The following is an 18,258-nucleotide window of genomic DNA, read 5'->3' as shown; positions in this document are numbered from 1 at the left end:
CGCTCGCCCCCAGCATCATTACAGCCCGCCTTCCGGCCGTCACCATACCCTCGCGCGGCATCCACTGGGCGCCTGATGCGCTTCCCACAGGGAACCCGTGGTATCACCGATACGGGTGTCGGACCTCAACCCCGACACGGAAACATCCCCGCGGACATCCGAACTTCGGTTCACGATTTCACCTCGGCCGTGCAGGCGTCCCAGTCCATTACCTTCCCGGGAGTGCAGGTATTGCATAGGGAGCCGACGGTCGGCCCTGGCACGCGGCGTTCCGGAAAGCAGGCGCATCGGGCCAGGTCACCTGGGTCTACCGATGCCCGCGACCTACCTACCGGACCATCCTGTGTGTCGATCCGCCCGGTGGCCGGGTGACGCGGTGCGACGGTGCACCGAATGGACTGGATGACAGCGAGGTTTGGGCCGCGCGGTAGTCCGCGCCGTCGTCGCCTGGACAGCATTCGTCGAAATCGTTTCTGATGTGGGAGTCGAGTAGTGTCCCGAGAGTTTGTACCGCCCGCGAGCAGCCCTGGCGCACATCGTGGTTCGCCGGTCGACACCGATGTCGAGCGTGTGTCGCTGTATTCCCTCGAGTTCGCGGCCGATCCGCACCGCGCCTACCAGGACATGCGGGCTCGCTACGGTTCGATAGTGCCGGTCGAGCTGGCGCCGGGGGTGCCCGCGACGCTGGTGATCGGCTATCACACTGCGGTCCGAATCCTGCACGATCCAGCGCACTTCCCGGCCGACCCGCGCGTCTGGCAGGCGAGCATCCCCGCTGACTGCCCGGTGCTGCCGGTCCTGGAGTGGCGTCCGAACGCCCTGCGCAGCGCGGGAAGCGAGCACCTTCGCTACCGGCAGGCCAACACCGCGAGCATCAACGCAGTGGACTTGCACTTCCTGCACAGCACGGTGGAGCGGATCGCGGTCCCGCTGATCAATTCCTTCTGTGCGGCGGGTACGGCCGACCTGGTCTCCCAGTACGCTTTTCCGCTCGCCTTCGAGTCGATCAACGCGATGCTGGGCTGCCCGCCGGAGATCGGGCAGCAGGTCGCCGCCGCGACCGCCGCGGTCTTCGACGGCGTCGACGCCGAGGAGGGCAACCGGATGCTCAGCGAGGCGCTGCTGCGGCTGGTCGAACTCAAACGCGCCGAGCCGGGCGACGACATCACGACACAACTGCTCCAGCATCCGGCGAACCTCGACGACGCGGAGCTGATCCACCAGCTCGTCGTGCTCTACGGCGCGGGCATCGAACCGTTGCAGAACCTGATCATCAACAGTCTCGTGCTGATCCTCACCGACGACCGCTTCGGCGGTCACGTCCTCGGCGGCAGCCTGTCCACCCGCGACGCCCTCGACGAGGTGCTGTTCACCGACCCACCGATGGCGAACTTCTCCGTGAGCTACCCGCGCCAGCCGATCCTGATCGACAACGTCTGGCTGCCCGCGCACCAGCCGGTCGTCATCAGCATGGCGGGCTGCAACAACGACCCGGCGATCAGCTCCGCCGACCAGAGCGGCAACCGGTCGCACCTGGCCTGGGGCGCGGGCCCGCACGCCTGCCCCGCCAAGACCCCGGCCTACCTGATAGTCCAGGACGCGATCGACCAGCTGCTCGACGCGCTGCCCGAACTGCGGCCCGCCGTCTCAGTAGACGAATTGGCCTGGCGGCCAGGGCCTTTCCATCGAGCCCTCGCCGCACTGCCGGTCGTTTTCCCCGCGACTCCGCCGTGGGAGTCGTGATATCCGGGGGGTCAGCCGCTCATGACGGGGAGCCCGCGAATCGGGCCATGTTCGCCGGTCGCGCGAAGGTGTCGGCGAAGGCGTCGGCCAGCGCCGGGTCGTGCTGCGCGGCGAGCATCAGCTCCTGCATCGCGGGAGGAGGGTCGAGCACCGTCGTGGTCCACAGCGCCGCGGGGTGCGCGACGCCGGTGAGCCACGGCGCAGCAAGCCATTCCATCCAGGCCCGGTCGTAGGGGCCGCCGGGATAGTGCAGGATCCCCTCGCTGTAACGGATCGCGCACTGGACGGCATTGTTGGCGCCCTGCGCGCCGCCGGGGTCCATCCGGCAGACGACATCGCCGCCGCCGAGCACGGGCGTGCCGGACGGCAGGGTGCCCACCGGCTTGCGCATGGCCGGTATCACGGCGCCGACGAGGGTCGCCCCCGCATCGGTCGGTTCGGCGTCGCGATACCGGTCGGCGAGCTCGGCGGGCAGGTGGTGATTGAGCAGCTCTTTGGCCTGCCGCACGCGTTCCGTCGGCGTGCTGTGCGAAGTGAACACGTCCAGCGCACCGCCGGGCCTCGCCTCGAACAGGACCATCTCGCACCGGCGTTCCTGTCCGGGGCGACCGGTCAGCCCGGGGTAGGAGATCACTTCGCCGTGTTCGGGCAGTGAGATGTAGGTGCCCAGGTTGTCCGGGTCCGGTTGGACGGCGTCGAGATACAGCACCGCGAGGCGTCGCGGGGGTTCGGCGGGAACGGTCCACAGCGGGTCGGCCTCGAAACACGCGGCGAGTTCGCGCGAGGCGCGGGTGACGACGGTCAGGTCGTAGTCGGCGGCCCGGCGATCGAGTTCCGCCACCGACGGGTCAGCGATTCGCAGGTCTCCGCCGTTGGCCGAGAACTCGGTGAGCCAGCGTGCGAATACGGTCCGCTGGTCCACGCTCTGTGCCGGTCGGGTGAGGCGCCCGGACCAGCCGACCACTACCGTGCGGTCGACGACCATGCTGAGGCGGATGCCCTCGATGTTCGGCGCGGTCGACCGCCAGAAACCGAGTCCCGCGTCCGATTCGAGGTCCAGGGTGGCCGAGAACTTGACTTGTGTGCTTGTCACGGTGCCCGCGAGGACGGCCTCGGCGTCGCGGTCGGTCACCAGGGTGACCGACCTACCGCCTCCCAGAAGCCGATGGGCGAGGGGCAACCCGCATTCGCCTGCTCCGATTACCTGTATTTGTCCCACTGCGCGTCCTTTCGGTGGTGAGATCGACTGCGGTCGATAGCGAAATCGTTGGCGAATAGGTAGGTACGGCACATCGATAGGGACCGTCGGTATCGGTGCTCAGATCCACAAACTCCGGCACGGCAAAGGCGGCAGATCGCCACGGAGATCGTGGTCGATCGTGACGACTGCGCCGATCGTGGCGGCGGCCGCGGCGAAGTGCCGGGCAACGGTGCGCGCGTCCCGATAGTCCAGCTCGATCGGTGGGTGTTCGAACCTCACGTGGATCCGGCACCAGTCCCTTTGCTGGTGCCGTCCGTCGGCGGTGTGTCGGCGCTCCGCTGCAGACATCTCGTCTTCCTGTGCCCAGTCCGTCCGGGGCGCCGGTCCAACGCCACGGTGATATGTCAGCATCGCCGGATAGGTAGGTTGTGCGCATCGGGGGCTGCGTCGCAGTCAGTACCTACGATTCTCGGCTTTCCGTCGCCTAGAGCCGACTACGCTGCCTTGATGTGTCGGTAAGACGTGCGCCGGGTCAGGGTCTCCCGCCAGCGGCCACCAGTGATTTCGTCGGCCGCGAGCGCGAGCTGGAAACGGTCGGGATGTTATTGCTCAGCTACACCCGGTTGGTCACCCTGATCGGCGTGGGCGGGATCGGGAAGACCCGTCTGGCGACGGAGGCCGTGCACCGATTCCAGAAGGCGCGGAGGGTGCCGGTGCATTGGGTGCGCCTGGCCCGGCTGTCGAAGGGCGCCGACGAGTCGGTCATCGAGGAGGAGCTCGCGCAGTCGCTGGTCGACGCCGACTTCTCCGGACGGTCAGCGCGGGACGCGGTGATCGGCATGCTCGGTCGCACCGACGCGGTGGGCAGCGCCTTGCAGACGATCCTTGTGATGGACAACTGCGAACATGTCCTGGACGGGGCGGCCAGGGTGATCGCCGACCTGCTCGACGCGGTACCCGGACTCACCGTGCTGGCGACGAGCCGCGAGGCGATCGGCTGGGTCGACGAGCAACTCGTGCCCGTGTCCGCGCTGTCCCAGGAACATGCGCTGACTCTGTTCCGTCGACGCGCGGATCTGACCGGGCACGCCATCGCCGACCGCGACGTCGAGGATGCCGTCGCGATCTGCAGGCACGTGCACAACCACCCGCTCTACATCCGGCTGGCCGCCGCGCGGCTGCTGCGCCGACCGCTCACGATGATCTTGCGTGACCTCAGCGGGGAGGCGAGCGACCAGAGGCTGCGCTGGTCGCATGGTCCGCGCGTCGGTGCCGACGAACGGCATCAGGGCATTCGCGATGTGATCGCTTGGTCCTACGACCTGTGCCGGGACAAGGAGCGTCTGCTCTTCGAGCGGTTGGCGGTGTTCGCAGCTGGATACGACGTCGGTCACGAGGACGCGGGCATGTCCGGCCTCGATGTGGGCGCCGAGCTCGAGGCGATCGAGGCGGTCTGCGCCGACGATGACGGTGACGGTCTCGCGCGCGCCGAGATCGAGGATCTGCTCGAGCGGCTGGCGGACCAATCGCTCGTGTCGGTACACCTGACCCCGGACACGGCGCGCTACTCACTGCTGGAGAGTTTTCGCGTGTTCGCCCAGCAGCGGCTGCGTGAGCGCGGCGACGAATGGGCTCGCTTGATGCGCAGGCACCGCTGTTACTACCGCGATAAGGTCGTCGCGGCGCAGGCCGAGTGGTTCGGCCCGGCTGAACAGGACCTACTCGACTGGGCAAGGGCGGCCTGGGACAACTTGAGGTGCGCCATCGACGGCAGCCTCAGCACGCCGGGGGAAGCCGCCGTCGGTCTGGAGATCGCGGTCGGGCTCATCGCGCTACGCATCCCGTTCTTCACGGGATCGCTGCGCGAGCCCCGCCGCTGGGCCGAGCGCACCCTCGCCGCGACCCGCGGCGGCGACCCACAGCCGGTGCAACTGCAACTCGCGGCGATGTCCATGATCGGGTGGATCAGTTTGTGCCAGGGCGTGCATGAGGATGCCGAACGCATGCTCGCCGACTGCGTCGCGATCTGCGTACCGGATCCGGCGACCCGCGCCGGGTGGCGCGAGCACCCCGAACGAGATCTGGGTCTACCCGCGCCGGTGGAATTCGCCAGGGGCAGTGAGCTGTTGCTGGTGCGGTGCGACGTGCGTGCGATCCCTGTCCTGGCTCGTGCGCGTGAGAAATTCGCGGTACAGGGCGACCGCGGCGGCGCCGCGATGAGCGAGCTGTTCGAGGCGCTCGCCGCCGCGTTCCTCGGCACGGCGGCGCAGGCGCTCGACATCGCCCGGCGGCACTTGGACAACGCGGAGCGGTCCGGCGCGCGGTGGGCCGAGTCGTGGGCCGAATTGGCCTGGGCGATCGCACTGGCCAAACACGGCGACCCGAAACAAGCCTTGGCCGTGGGGCGCACGACGCTGTCGAGCCAACTCGCGATGCGCGATCAGTGGGGCGCGGTGTGGGCGATCCACTTCCACGCGTGGTCCCTGGCGCGTTCGATTGTCGACGCGGGCGACGAGCGTTCCGGCGAGGTGTCCGAATGGGCGCTGGACATCGCGCGGCTCATCGGTGGCGTCGCCACACTGCGGCAGAAATTGGGCGTGGATATCGCGAACCTGGGACCCTTTGCCGCCGAGACCGACGCCGCCGCCGCGGTCGCCCGGGAGGTCCTCGGTGTGACGGTCTTCGCCGCTGCCGAGCGCGAAGGCTCGCTGCTGCGGCCCGAACTCGGCGAGGTGGCCCAATTGGCTTTGGGCACATTGTCGTTGGACCGTCTGCCGATCGACCACCCCGTGCGGCGGCAGCGCCCGTCCCGGTGGCAGGAGCTGTCGACCGCCGAGCAGGAGGTAGCGACCTTGGCGGCGGCGGGCTGGACCAACACCGCGATCGCCGTGCGACGGGGCAGCTCATTCAAAACCGTGGACGCCCAGATGGCCTCGATCCTGCAGAAGCTGATGATCGGCTCGCGCGAGGACATCCTCGTCCTCGTGCCCGCCGATCAGCGGGCCCGGGTGGCCGAGGAAGCCACCCGCCGCCCGAAGCGCACACGGCGGTCGTGAGGCAGTCAGGAATCGCGGTTTCAGCGTCGGTCGTCCGCTGGTACTTCGCGGTGGTCACCGGTTTCGCCGCCGCGTACCGCGCGCCGGGACCTTTTGCGCGCGTTGCTTATTCACGACCACGTCGCGACCCGAGTCGACATCGCACTCAGGCGATGCCCGGTACTCTGGGAAGAGCGGTGCCCGCATCGACGCTAAGTTAGCGGGAATTTGCAAAACGCTCCTGCGCAATACGTCGCATTTGGGTACCGTATGTTATCGATGGTTCGCTCTGATTTGGGGAGCGGGCCGGGGTCGAAGATACGGCCCCGCAAGGAAGACGCCGCTGTCTCCCATACGGATACACCCGTTCCCGAGACGCGGACGACGTCGAGGATGGTGTGGCCGAATGCGTATTTCTGCTCCGATAACCGTCTCGGCCTTGGTTGTTGCTGGTGTGGTGGTGAGTGGTTCGGCGGCGGAGTCGTCGTCGGTGGCGCGGTCGGCGCGGGTGTTGTCGGCGTCGTCGGCCAGTGGGGTGGGTGGGCGGGATGTGCTGAAGGAGGGGTTGTCCGGGACGCCGGGGTTGTTGCCGGTGACCGGGGAGGCGCCGCGCAGGCTTCGGGCGTTGATTCCGCGGGGGGAGGCTCCGTACGCGGGTGTGGTTCCGTTGCGGGATATTTCGTTGCCGGGGATGGGGGGTGCGTTGGGGATTCCGGAGATTGTGTTGGCGGCGTATCGGAATGCGGAATTGGCGTTGGAGTCCTCGATGCCCGGCTGTGGGGTGTCGTGGAGTTTGCTGGCGGGGATCGGGCGGATCGAGTCGGGACACGCGGGGGGTGGGCGTACGGACGCGGCGGGGACGACGGTGCGTCCGATCTTCGGTCCGGCGTTGGATGGTCATCTGCCGGGCAACGAGGTGATCGGGTCGGTGGAGAGTGGGTTTGTGCGGGCGATCGGTCCGATGCAGTTTCTGCCGGGTACGTGGAAAACGTATGCCGCTGACGGGAACGCCGATGGGGTGGCTGATCCGAACAATGTGTTCGACGCGGCGTTGGGTGCGGCGAAATATTTGTGTTCGGATGGATTGAATTTGCGTGATCCGGTCCAAGAGTTGCGGGCGGTGCTGCGGTACAACAATTCGATGGCGTATGCGGGGAATGTGCTGAGTTGGTCGGCGGCCTACCGCACGGGGGGTTCTCCCACCCAGGTGGTGGTGTCACCGGAGCTGGTCGAGCCCGGTGCCCTCGGGCCGCTGCCGGATATGCCCCCGACCCCGGCCCCGAATTCCGCCGAGCAGTCCGGGGTGCAGGTGCCGGCCCCGGTGGTCCCCGCTCCGGCCGAGGTGATGATCACGATCCCGGGGCTGCCGCCGATCCCGTGTGGCATCTTCTGTCCAGCCCCGCCCGTACCGGTAGATCCCTGTGTGGCGCGGGTAGTGCCCGCGCCGATGCCGCGCCCCGACATACCCGTTCCCGTCCCGCCGCTGCCCCCCATCCCGCCGGGCCGCAGCTACGGCGCAGGCACCGGCGAACCCTACGACCGCCAGATTCAGTTTCAGAACCCCCGGGTGCAGGATCCCCGCGACCCCCAGGCCGCCACCTGCACCCAACCCAGCACCCCACCCGACGGACAACCCAACACCCAACCCCACGGACAACCCGACGCAGCACCGGCCGAAGGACCCCGCCGAGACACCCCCGCCGAACCGGCCGAAACACACCAACCCGAACCCGGCCCCGACGAACCCGCAGAATCCACCCCACCCACACCCACCCCACCGCCCGGCATCACCCTCCCCTTCGGCATCGTCATCCCCCTACCCACACCCCAGAAGTGACCGAGCCACCGCCCTGTCCGCTGGCCTGATCGCGCTGTCCGCCCGACCGCGGCAGCTTGCCCCTCCGCGCTGTCTGTTCCGGCGTGGCGCTTGTCCGGCGTGTCGTTTGTTCGGCCGCGGTGCCCGCTCGGCCGTGGTGCCGCTTGGCCATGACGTTGTGGTGTGGTGCTTGCCAGGCTGCGACGGCACTCGCAGCACAGGTCCATGTGAACTACTCGGCGTGTGTTGGGGACCGGTGCCAATCGCTGGACGCTCTCGTGACGAACCTTTACCGACGGCGTCCGAGCAGAGGTGGATTCATGAGGGCCACAGTTGGAATATCAGCGGAACAGTCCGTGGTGCGTGGGGTAGTGCTCACCATCTCGCAGCAGGGAGTGCGGCCGACTGTGCTGCGCGCGGTCGAGCAGCCGACGGAGGAATCGACCGCCGCGTCGGTCGCCGCGGCGCTCGGCACCATTACGGCCGATGTCGAGTCCGATATCCGGATCGATGACGTCGCCGTCGCGTATCGGACGGTGGACGAACGGCGCGCGATCGTGTCCGGACTGTCGTCGGCGCCGTGGCGATCATCGTCGCTCGTTTCCACCAAGATGGCGCTGCTCGCGCTGCTCGACGACATGTCGGGACTCGATCATTACGGCACCGTGCTCGTGCTGGAAATCGTGAACTATTGCACGTCCTTCCTCGTCGTCGGGCGGCGGCGCGACAAAATCCTCGCCAGCGACTCCTGGTCGTCCGGCGTCGTCGACACCGACAGCGCGAGCGTGGCGATCGGTCGCATCTGGACGACGCTGGACGGGGTCGGGGTGCTTCCGGATGCCGTAGTCCTATGCGGCTCTTCGGCAGAGGCGCCGGAGGTCGTGTCCGCACTGCAACGCGGACTCGCCGCACCCGTCATCCAGGTGCCCGACTTCGCCACCGCGGCGGCGCGCGGCGCCGCTCTCGTCGCCGCAGCACCGTTCCGAAACGTGCCGGTGGAAGCTCCGTCCGGTCGGCGGCGCACCGGACGAGTGGTCCTGGTCGGCGCGGCCGTCGCCGCTTTGCTCGGTGGGACCGGGATCGCGGTCGTGCAGCTGCGTGCCGACCATCCGGACAACGGCGAAGTCCGAGACCCCGCGGGGAACCCGGTCTCCCCTCCGGCTTCGGAAGCCGCGCCAGGCGCGCCGAGCCCCGCGGCCGCCGTGCCGACACCGATGGCCGAGCCGCCGGCCCTGCCGATCGAGCCCACTGTGCCGCCCGCCGAGTGGCCGGTGTCGACGACGTGGTCGGCTCCCACGCCCGAAGTCCGAACCGGCCCGGTCGCGCCCTCCGGGGCGCAACAACCGGCCGCACCGACGACCATGGTCGGCCAGACACCGACGCCGGAGACCCCGCCGCCGACGACCACGGTCGGCCCGATCGAGACACCTACGCCGGGGAGTCCGCTCGCGACGACCACGATCGGCCCGCCGAACGGAGGGCCTGCTGTTCCCCCGTGAAGCACTGCCTCCGCCAGTGGGTGCCGACCCCGTGATCGTGCGGGCATGGTGGAAAAACCACTCGAAGCTGAAGTAACGGCCAGGCGGCCGTCAGTGCCGAATCCAAGGCAGTTCTGCACCGGCGGCCCGTCGTGCAATACCCGCATCGATCAGTTCCCGCACAGCGGCGTCGATCAGTGCTGGCGCAGCTGCGGCGACCAGCTCATCGCCACTGGTGGCAGATCACGAGCTCGGCCAGGAACTGTTCAACCAGCGATTGCGGGCAGCCACCGCACACTCGGTTCCGGCCCGTGATCGATAAGCTGGCCGAATGAGCACGCTTACGGCCGGATCGGTGGCGATTGCCGAGGACCTGGACACCGTTACCACGGTGGGCCACGAGGACGATCCGGCGGCGGTCGGACTCAGTCGGGGGGACGTCGAGGCGCTGTGGGAGTCGGTGCGGGCGTGGTACCGCGTGGGCACGAGCCCGGCTATCCAGGTGTGCCTGCGGCGAAACGGCCGGATAGCGCTGAACCGGACTATCGGGCACGGTTGGGGAAATGCGCCGCACGATGGACCGGACGCGAGAAAAGTGCTCGCGACACCGGACACACCGTTCTGTGGCTTCTCGACGGCGAAGGGCGTGTCCGGCGCGCTGATGTTCATGCTCATCGAACAGGGCGCGTTCGGGCTGGACGACCCGGTGTGCGACTACGTTCCGGAATTCGCCGCGAACGGTAAGGCCGACATCACGATCGGCGACGTGCTCTCGCACTCCGCGGGGGTGCCCTTCGTCACGCCGCCGTACCGGGGTGTCGATCTGGTGCTCGACGAGGAGTTGGCCGTGCGCGGATTGGCCGATCTGGTCCCGAGTTGGAAGCCGGGCCGGTTCCGGGTCTACCACGCGCTGACCAGCGGTCTGATCATGCGTCTTCTCGTGCAACGGGCGACCGGAAAGCGCTTGCGGGAGCATCTGTCCGAACAGGTGCTGGAGCCGTTCGGGTTCCGGTGGACCACGTTCGGGGTGCCCCCCGAGGATGTCGACAAGGTCGTACCGAGCGTCAAGACCGGTCCCGCGCCGTCTCGGATGTCGACTTATCTGGCCGGCAAGGCGATCGGCGGACGGATGGACCGCGCATCCCGGTCGGCCACCAAGGCGTTCCTGACTGCCGAGCTGCCCTCGGGCAATTTGATCACCACCGCGTCCGAGCTGTCGCGCTTCTATGAAATCCTCACGCGCGGTGGAGCGGACGGTCGCAGGATCATCCGGCCGGAGACGTTGCGCGAGGCGGTGCGGCCCGCTCGCTGGCTGCCCGGCGTGGCCGGTCGGGTCAGTCGCGCGGGTTTCGAACTGGGCGGGCGGAGATCGAAGTTCGGCCGCGACACCGCGGCACACTTCGGCCGCAGCGGACTGACCACCCAGTACGGCTGGGCCGACCCGGCGCGCGGGCTGTCCGGTGCGATCCTCACCAGCGGCAAGGCGACGACCGACACCAAGCGCCCATGGCAGCTGGTCGCGCAGATCTCCGACACTGTCGTCGCCGAACGTCGGTGAGAGCCACACGAGCGTGACCCGCGCAGGGGCACCATCGCTCGGACCTCACCGGTGCGCGTGGCCGATGAGCCGACCGCGCGCATGGTGATGCGCGCCCGACGGCAGTCGAAGCACATCCCGATGGCCGACCACCTCCAGCAGTGAGAAGACGTTAGCCATCCGAAAAATCTAGTCTGTTAACTCTGCTGTTGCCGAACAGTGGCGTTGTGCTAGCACAAGCAGAACAGACTGATCCGTCGGGTCTGCGGCGGTGAAAGCGTTGGTGTTTGATGAGGGTTGATCACGAAGTGCCGGCGACTGGGTACCGGCACGGAATGTTTCCAGACGAGCGTGGACGATTCGGCGTGTTCGGAGGCAGATTCGTTCCCGAAGGTCTGATGGCCGCGCTACTGGATCTCGAACAGGATTATCGACTCGCGCAGGCGGATTCGAGCTTCGTGGCCGAGTACCACGAATTGCTCCGCGACCGGGTCGGGCGGCCCACACTATTGCATCAGGTGCGACGGTTCGCCGAATTGCTGAGAACGCCCGGGGTGCGCGTTTATCTGAAGCGTGAGGATATGACGCACACCGGCGCACACAAGATCAACAATGCGCTCGGGCAGGCGCTGCTGGCCAAAAGGATGGGCAAGCGACGGATCGTCGCCGAGACCGGCGCCGGGCAGCACGGCGTCGCGGTGGCTACGGTGTGCGCGATGCTCGGCCTGACTTGCGTGGTCTACATGGGGACCGACGACATGCGCCGTCAGGCGTCCAACGTGGTGCGCATGAATCTGCTCGGCGCCGAGGTGCGCGCGGTGGACAGCGGTTCGCGCAGGCTCAAGGACGCGATCAGCGAGTCGGTGCGCGACTGGGTGGCGAACCTGGACACCACCCACTACCTGTTCGGCACCGCGGCAGGGCCGGCGCCGTACCCGAGGATAGTGCGCGATTTCCAGACGGTGATCGGTGCGGAGACCCGCAACCAGATCGTCCGAGCCGAAGGCAGACTGCCCGACTACATCCTCGCCTGTGTGGGCGGCGGTAGCAACGCCATCGGAATCTTCCATCCATTCGCGGGTGATCCGGAGGTGCGATTGATCGGCGTCGAGGCGGCCGGACGAGGTGTCGAGACCGGCGATCACGCGGCGACCCTCTGCGTGGGCAGCCCAGGTGAGATCGACGGCTCCTACAGCTATCTCCTGCAGGACGAGGACGGTCAGATCGCACGGACACACAGCATCGCGGCGGGGTTGGACTATCCGGGCGTGGGTCCCGAACTCAGTCACCTGAAGGACAGCGGCCGGGTGACCTACCGCGCGGCCACCGACGCCGTCGCGCTGCGCGGAATGCAAGCGCTCAGCCACACCGAAGGCATCCTCGCGGCCCTCGAATCCGCTCACGCCGTCGGACATCTGCTGGAGATGGGTGACCGTGGTGAGGTTCCCGCCGACGCACTGATCGTGCTGTGCCTGTCCGGCCGCGGCGACAAGGATCTCGCCGTGGTAGCCGAGCGGCTCGGGGTGTCCTGACCGGTTCACAAGTCCGGTCCGGCCGCAGCGGGCTGCGCATCACGTACCGGCAGGCCATCTGCGGCCTCGGGAGCGGGACGCTATCGTCGATAGCGCCCCATGGCGCCGGGGGTGGGACCGCGCGCTGCACCTGCGCCGACGAGGATGAGTCCACTTGAAGTACGTGCCCCGCCTGATGTTGTTTCTGGCGATTCCCGCTGTGTTGTTCCTGCTTCCCTGGTGGACCTTGGTGGGAGCGCCCACCGAGGGAGCGGGGCCGCTGTTCTGGATCGGTTCCGCGCTGTTCCTGCTAGGGTTCGTCTGCCTCCCCGCGTCGATGTTCCTCGGACACGGGCCCGCGCAGTCGGATGCCGCGTCGATCGTCGGCGACACGCTGCTCGGCGTGATGTGGGTGATGTTCACCTGGTCGGTGTTCGGGAACCTCGCCCGGATGGGGTTGGTTGTCGCGGACGTCGACGATCCGGCCCGCTCCCGCGTCGTCGCGGTGGGCGTGCTCGCTGCCGTGACCGTCCTCGTGGTGTGGGGAGTGGTCGAGGCGCGTCGCCTGCCCCGAGTGCGCACGGTCGAGGTCGCCATCCCGGGCCTCGGGCCCGCCCTGGACGGCCTGCGCATGGTGGTTGTCACCGACACTCACTTCGCCGCACTCGACCGATTGCGCTGGTCGGAACGTGTGGTGGAAGTCGTCAACGCGCAGCGCCCTGATATCGCCTGCCACGCGGGTGATCTCGCGGATGGTTCGGTGGCGAAGCGGCACCCGCAGGTCGACCCGCTCGGCAAGGTCGAGGCCGAACTCGGCAGGTTCTATATCACCGGCAACCACGAGTATTTCGGCGACGCGCAGGGCTGGATCGACCACATGGCTTCCCTCGGCTGGCAGCCGCTGCACAATCAACACGAGACCGTGCGCCGCGGCGACGACCAGTTGGTGATCGCGGGCATCGATGACCCCACCGGCGTCGGCCTGACCGGTCATGGCCCCGACCTGCCCGCCGCGCTCGCGGGCGCGGACCCGCACGCGCCGGTCGTCCTGCTCGCCCATCAACCCAAACAGATCACCGACGCCGCCGCGGCGGGCATAGCGCTGCAGATCTCCGGCCATACCCACGGCGGCCAGATCTGGCCTTTTCACTATCTGGTTCGCCTCGACCAGCCCGTCATCGCGGGCCTGAGCCGCCACGGCGAACGTACCCAGCTGTACACCAGCCGTGGCACGGGCTTCTGGGGACCGCAGTTGCGTGTCTTCGCCCCGAGTGAAATCACCGTTCTGGTCTTGCGTTCGGAGTCGGCGAGTAGCTGAGGGCTCGGTCGGACACGTGTCAGCGGGTAGCGCGGGTGCTGTCGATCGGTCCGCTGGCGTCGGCTGCGGATTCTGGCTCGCTCGAGTTGTCGGGCCGCCATGCCTCGGTGACCCCGGGCACCCCGTCTCGGACGACGTAGCTGGCGCGAGTGTGGATGGGTGCGCCGGGGCGGCGGACATAGGGCACGACGCGGAAGTCGTTGCGCCACAGCTGATGGTCGAGCTCGACGCGGACGTACCCGCGCTGGGCGTTGAAGAACTCGAGATCCGGGTTGGCGGCCAGCAACAGACGACCCTTGTCGTTGAGATCGGCTCCGTCGCCGTTGCTCGAGATGGACGTTCCTGTGAATTCCGCTGCCACGACGGGTGATTCGGGATCGACGTAGTCGCGGCGCAGGTGGGCGGCGTGGTTCTCGTGCCGGTCGCCGGTGATCACCACCAGGTTGCGGACGCCGCGGTCGGCGGCCGCTCCGAGCACGGTGTTGCGATCAGCGACATAGCCGTCCCAGGAGTCGGTGGACACCGTGACGTCGGGGCCCGGGTCGCTGTCGTTCTGGCTCATGCCCACCTGGTTGCCGATTACCTGCCAGCGGGCTGGGGAGCGGGCAAGGCCATCGATCAGCCAATTTCGTTGCGCTGCACCCAATATCGTGCGATCGGTGGCGAACCGGTCGGCGCAGTCGGACATGACCGTCCCGCCACAGGCCTGCTCAGTGCGATATTGCCGGGTATCGAGCATCGTGATCTCCGCGAGGTCGCCGAATCGGTAGCGGCGGTGCAAACGCACCGACGGCCCGGACGGCAGCTGCGCGAGCCGCAGCGGCTGGTGTTCGTACATGGCTTGGAAGGCGGCGGCGCGGCGGCGGCGGAACAGGGCGCGAACACGGGAGACATCGAACCCCGCGCCCGGTGCGTCGCCCGCCCAGTTGTTGTCGACCTCGTGATCGTCCATGGTGACCAGCCACGGAAACGCGGCATGCACGGCGCGCAACGGCTGCTCGGCCTTGTAGAGCGCATAGCGCAGCCGGTAGCCGGGAAGATCGACGGCTTCGTCGCGAAAGTGCGGGCCCACCGTGATTCCCTCGCGGCCGCGTATCCAGGCGCGTTCGTAGATGTAGTCGCCCAGATGTACGACCAGGTCGAGGTCTTCCCGGGCCATGTGCTCGTAGGCGGTGTAGTAGCCGGAGCTCCACGATTGGCACGAGGCGAACGCGAAGCGTAGCCGGGCGAGGGGCTGTCCGGGCAGTGGAGCCGTGCGGGTCCGCCCGACCGGCGAGATCGCCGAGCCGGCCCGAAACCGGTAGAAATACCAGTGATCCGGCGCCAACCCCTGGACTTCCGGGTGCACACTGTGGCCGAGCGCGCGCGTTGCCACCGCGGTCCCCCGCGTCACCACCTGCCGGAAATTTTCGTCCCGCGCGACCTCGTATTCGACGGTCACCGGATTCAACGACATTCCACCGAGCCCGTCCGGTGCCAACGGGTCCGGAGCCAACCGCGTCCACAGCACCACACCGTCCGGCGTCGGATCGCCCGACGCCACCCCCAGCGCGAATGGGTCCCCCAGCCATCTCGGCGCCGGGAACCGAGCGCTGCTCGCCGCCGCCGTCCCCGCCAGCACCGCGGCCGATCCCGCGGCGCCCACTCGTAACAACTGCCGACGAGACAAAGCCATACATCAGGGTACGGTCTGCCTCCGTTCAAGGCATGACAGACGGACCGGGCCCGACTCAGAGCAGACCGCTGCGGCGGGCGTTGTCAAGGGCGTCGATCCGCGAGTTCGCCCCCAGTTTGGCGTAAATGCCGCGCAAGTGAGTCTTCACGGTATTGACCGAAACGCCCAGGTCAGCGGCGATCTGCTGGGCCGTGCGGCCGGACGGGAGCCGCTTGAGCACGGTCATCTCGGTGTGCGTCAGTGCCGGGTAGGTCGTCCGACGCCGCGCGGCGGGATGCCGCCGGACGAGGTCGGCGAATCGCTCGTCTCGGCCGAACCGGCCGACATAGCGGTCCAGCAGGGGGATGGCGGTCGGCACGTCGAGGAACGGTCGCACGAGCCGCTGTGGCGCGGCGGCGCGCAACGCGTTGTCGAGCGCAGCGACGGTCTTCGACGGCGCGCCGGAGTCATGCTGAGCCGTGGCGTACATCAGCCAGCCGGTGATCTCGGTGACCGGATGCAGGGCCGCCGAGCCGTCGAGCAGAGGCTCGAGGCGGGCGCAGGTCGCCTTGGGCCGGTTGGCCGCGTAAGTTAGTGCGGCGTCGGCCAGCCGGATATCGGGCAGGTCGCCGACGACGCCGCGAGAACGCTCGACCAACAGATGTGCCGTCCCGGCCTCCTGCACGCGCAGCAGCGCCCACACCACCGGAGGAACCAGGCTGCCGGTCGCGTTCGGGAGCGTCTTCGTCTCCAACATCAGCAGCAGATTTCGGCGCAGCGCGTCGGCCGCCGCGCCTTGGTCGTCGGCCCGCTCGAGGGCGAGGAGATGGCCGATGACATTGCCGTGCCACCCAGCGACGGGACTGGTCGACCCGTCGTGACCGACATGGACCGCGAGCGCGTCGGCAACCTGCGCCGGATCCGGCTCCTCGCCGTGCAGATAGGCGCCGTAGGCGGCGATGGTAGACGCCTGGACGGCATCGGCCGCTTCGAGCAGGCCCTGCTCCGCGGCGACGGCCAGCGCGCGGGCAGCGCGGTCGCGCATCGCGCAGGCGCTGTCGACGGCGCTCGCCGCGAAAGCGAGCCGGGTGAGCGCGTGCAGCACCAGCCGGGGATGGCAGACGTGTTCGGCCAGTACGAGGCTCGACTGCAGCAGCTCCTCGCCGCGCGCGACCGCACCGCGGGCGATCAGCGCGGTGGCGAGTTGGATCGAGGTGTATGCGTCGAAATCCGGTTCGCCGATCGGCTCGACGGTGTGCGGGAGTTCACCGATCACCGTGCCGCCGGTCACTGCGGCGTCAACCGCCACGGCGAGCGCGAGTGCCTCCACGCGGTCCGCGGGCGCGAAGGACTTCTTGGTTGCCCGCCGCGCCGTTGCCGTGTCGAGACAGGCGATCGCGGCGGCGGTGTTGCCGCGGACCAGCGCGTCGACGACCCGCACCAGCCACAGGAAAGGATCGTCGAGCAGTGCGGGTGCTGCCTGGGCGAGTGCGTCGAACAAAGCGTCACCCGTGCCGTCGAGGATCATGGTCAGCGCGCACTCGGACAAGAATTCACCGAGATGCCGCTGGTCGGGTCCGGCCAGCAGATGGGGGAGCGCGTCCCGCGGCAGGCCCGCCGCCCGCAACCACTGCGCCGACCGCATTTGCAGATCCGAGCGTAGTTCAGGCCCGAGCCGATCGGTCTGGGCGAGAAAATACGCCCGCAGCATCGGGTGATAGGTGAACCACACCGCGTTGTCGCGCACGACGGAGACAATCGGGAAGCTGATCCGGTCGAGTTCGTAGAGGCAGTGCCCGGCGCCGCCGCCGACAAGCTCGTCGGCGAGCTTCTCGGTGAACGAGACCGGGACGCTGGTGTAGGTGAGGAACTGGCGCAGTGTGGGCGGGAGAGCGTCGACGAGCTCGCCGACCAGGAAGTCCGAGACCGCGTGCGGTGGGCGCGCGAGGACGGTCAGCGCGGCCGCGTGGTCGTCCGGGTACGCCGCAAGGTGGATCGCGGCGATACGCACCAGCGCGGCCCAACCTCGGGTGAGGGCGACGACCGTGTCCAGCTCCGCGTCGGTGAGTTCGCAGCCGTGGTCGCCGCACAGCGCGCGGACCTGATCAGGTGTGAAGGCCAGTTCGCTCGAGCCCCAGCGGGTCAGCCGCGAGGGAAGATCGAGGACATGCCACCGGATCGGCGGAGCGAAACGGGCACACAGCACCGTCGTGAGGGCTGGCGGTGCGTGGTGCAGGAAGTATTCGAGTCCGGCGAGCGCGAGCGGGTCGCTGATCAGATGAGCGTCATCGAGAACGAGGACCGCCGGCGAGGTCCGCGCGGTGAGGGCATCGATCAGGTGAGCCGGGTCCGCCGTGGCCGGACCGGGACGGCGTGGCGGTGTGGCGATGCGGAACCGCTTGCTCACAGCGGTCCACAGCGCGGCAGGGTCGCTGAGGCGTTCGGTGATGGTCAGCCACGCCACCTCTCGTTCGCACTTGGGGTGTGACGACCGCCGGGCGGCCCAATCTGTGAGGAGAACGGTCTTTCCGCTTCCCGCGGGTGCGCTGATGAGTAGCACGCGACCATTGCACGAGCGCGTGACGGTGTCGATGTCGGCATAGATATCCGTACGAGCAATCGGTGCGAACGGCAATGGCGGGATCTCCGAGGCGATTCCGGCACCGGCCGAGGATATGCTGCGTTGATCGGAGCCGTGCAGTGCAGTCACCGAGCCTCCCTTGGCCGTGTGCTGAAAGATCACTACCGCGCCTAGTTATCGAAATGTACCGCGCGCTGATCAGGTCATTTGCGGTAGTTATCGAAATTTCACCCGAACTGGATGAGGTCGGATCGTCGATTTGCTGATTGGCGTCGTCGTGGTCGTCCTCGGTCACGCGGTACGCGGTGGCTCCCGCACGCGATGGGTGCCGAGCGCAACGCCTCGGCCCCGTTCGCCACCGCAGTGCCGCCGACGGCGTCGAGA

The 18,258-nt window shown here is 68.2% G+C and carries 11 protein-coding genes; 7 read left to right on the top strand and 4 right to left on the bottom strand.

The window, feature by feature from the left end; genetic code table 11:
- Positions 1 to 492: 492 nt before the first annotated feature.
- Positions 493 to 1,743 (top strand): cytochrome P450, encoded by a 1,251-nt coding sequence (locus OH799_RS09065; RefSeq protein ID WP_406277828.1) that lies wholly within the window; start codon positions 493 to 495, stop codon positions 1,741 to 1,743.
- A gap of 19 nt (positions 1,744 to 1,762) precedes the next feature.
- On the opposite strand, the gene OH799_RS09060 is transcribed toward OH799_RS09065, so the two are convergent.
- Together OH799_RS09060 and OH799_RS09055 are read right to left on the bottom strand one after the other, a co-directional pair.
- Positions 1,763 to 2,875, bottom strand: a complete 1,113-nt coding sequence (locus tag OH799_RS09060; protein WP_406277825.1) for a styrene monooxygenase/indole monooxygenase family protein — start codon at positions 2,873 to 2,875, stop codon at positions 1,763 to 1,765.
- A 186-nt stretch (positions 2,876 to 3,061) separates the two neighbouring features.
- A complete protein-coding gene (locus OH799_RS09055; RefSeq protein WP_406277822.1) occupies positions 3,062 to 3,292 on the bottom strand; it encodes a hypothetical protein in 231 nt (76 codons plus the stop codon).
- 161 nt (positions 3,293 to 3,453) lie between these two features.
- Between OH799_RS09055 and OH799_RS09050 the strand changes: the two genes are divergently transcribed.
- The 6 genes from OH799_RS09050 (at position 3,454) to OH799_RS09025 (ending at position 13,639) form a co-directional block, all read left to right on the top strand.
- Positions 3,454 to 6,000, top strand: coding sequence for a LuxR C-terminal-related transcriptional regulator (locus OH799_RS09050; RefSeq protein ID WP_406277819.1), 2,547 nt, complete (start codon positions 3,454 to 3,456; stop codon positions 5,998 to 6,000).
- 385 nt (positions 6,001 to 6,385) lie between these two features.
- Positions 6,386 to 7,816, top strand: coding sequence for a lytic murein transglycosylase (locus OH799_RS09045; RefSeq protein WP_406277816.1), 1,431 nt, complete (start codon positions 6,386 to 6,388; stop codon positions 7,814 to 7,816).
- A gap of 299 nt (positions 7,817 to 8,115) precedes the next feature.
- Positions 8,116 to 9,294 carry a hypothetical protein gene (locus OH799_RS09040; protein WP_406277813.1) on the top strand — a complete coding sequence of 393 codons (1,179 nt, stop codon included), beginning with the start codon at positions 8,116 to 8,118 and terminating at the stop codon, positions 9,292 to 9,294.
- 310 nt (positions 9,295 to 9,604) lie between these two features.
- Positions 9,605 to 10,831 (top strand): serine hydrolase, encoded by a 1,227-nt coding sequence (locus OH799_RS09035; RefSeq protein ID WP_406277809.1) that lies wholly within the window; start codon positions 9,605 to 9,607, stop codon positions 10,829 to 10,831.
- Between the two features lie 269 nt (positions 10,832 to 11,100).
- Positions 11,101 to 12,342: a tryptophan synthase subunit beta gene (trpB, locus tag OH799_RS09030; protein WP_406277806.1), complete on the top strand. Its 1,242-nt coding sequence runs from the start codon at positions 11,101 to 11,103 to the stop codon at positions 12,340 to 12,342.
- A 154-nt stretch (positions 12,343 to 12,496) separates the two neighbouring features.
- The gene (locus OH799_RS09025; protein ID WP_406277803.1) at positions 12,497 to 13,639 is read left to right on the top strand and encodes a metallophosphoesterase; all 1,143 of its coding nucleotides are present in this window, start codon (positions 12,497 to 12,499) and stop codon (positions 13,637 to 13,639) included.
- Positions 13,640 to 13,658: 19 nt separating this feature from the next.
- On the opposite strand, the gene OH799_RS09020 is transcribed toward OH799_RS09025, so the two are convergent.
- Both OH799_RS09020 and OH799_RS09015 read right to left on the bottom strand, forming a co-directional pair.
- A complete protein-coding gene (locus tag OH799_RS09020; RefSeq protein WP_406277800.1) occupies positions 13,659 to 15,314 on the bottom strand; it encodes an alkaline phosphatase D family protein in 1,656 nt (551 codons plus the stop codon).
- A 55-nt stretch (positions 15,315 to 15,369) separates the two neighbouring features.
- The gene (locus OH799_RS09015; RefSeq protein ID WP_406277797.1) at positions 15,370 to 18,003 is read right to left on the bottom strand and encodes a LuxR C-terminal-related transcriptional regulator; all 2,634 of its coding nucleotides are present in this window, start codon (positions 18,001 to 18,003) and stop codon (positions 15,370 to 15,372) included.
- Between the last annotated feature and the right edge of the window lie 255 nt (positions 18,004 to 18,258).

The organism is Nocardia sp. NBC_00881 (assembly GCF_045207455.1).
Taxonomy (GTDB): Bacteria; Actinomycetota; Actinomycetes; order Mycobacteriales; family Mycobacteriaceae; genus Nocardia.
The sequence above is the reverse complement of the archived record's forward strand: the minus strand, read 5'-3'. Positions and strand labels throughout refer to the sequence as shown.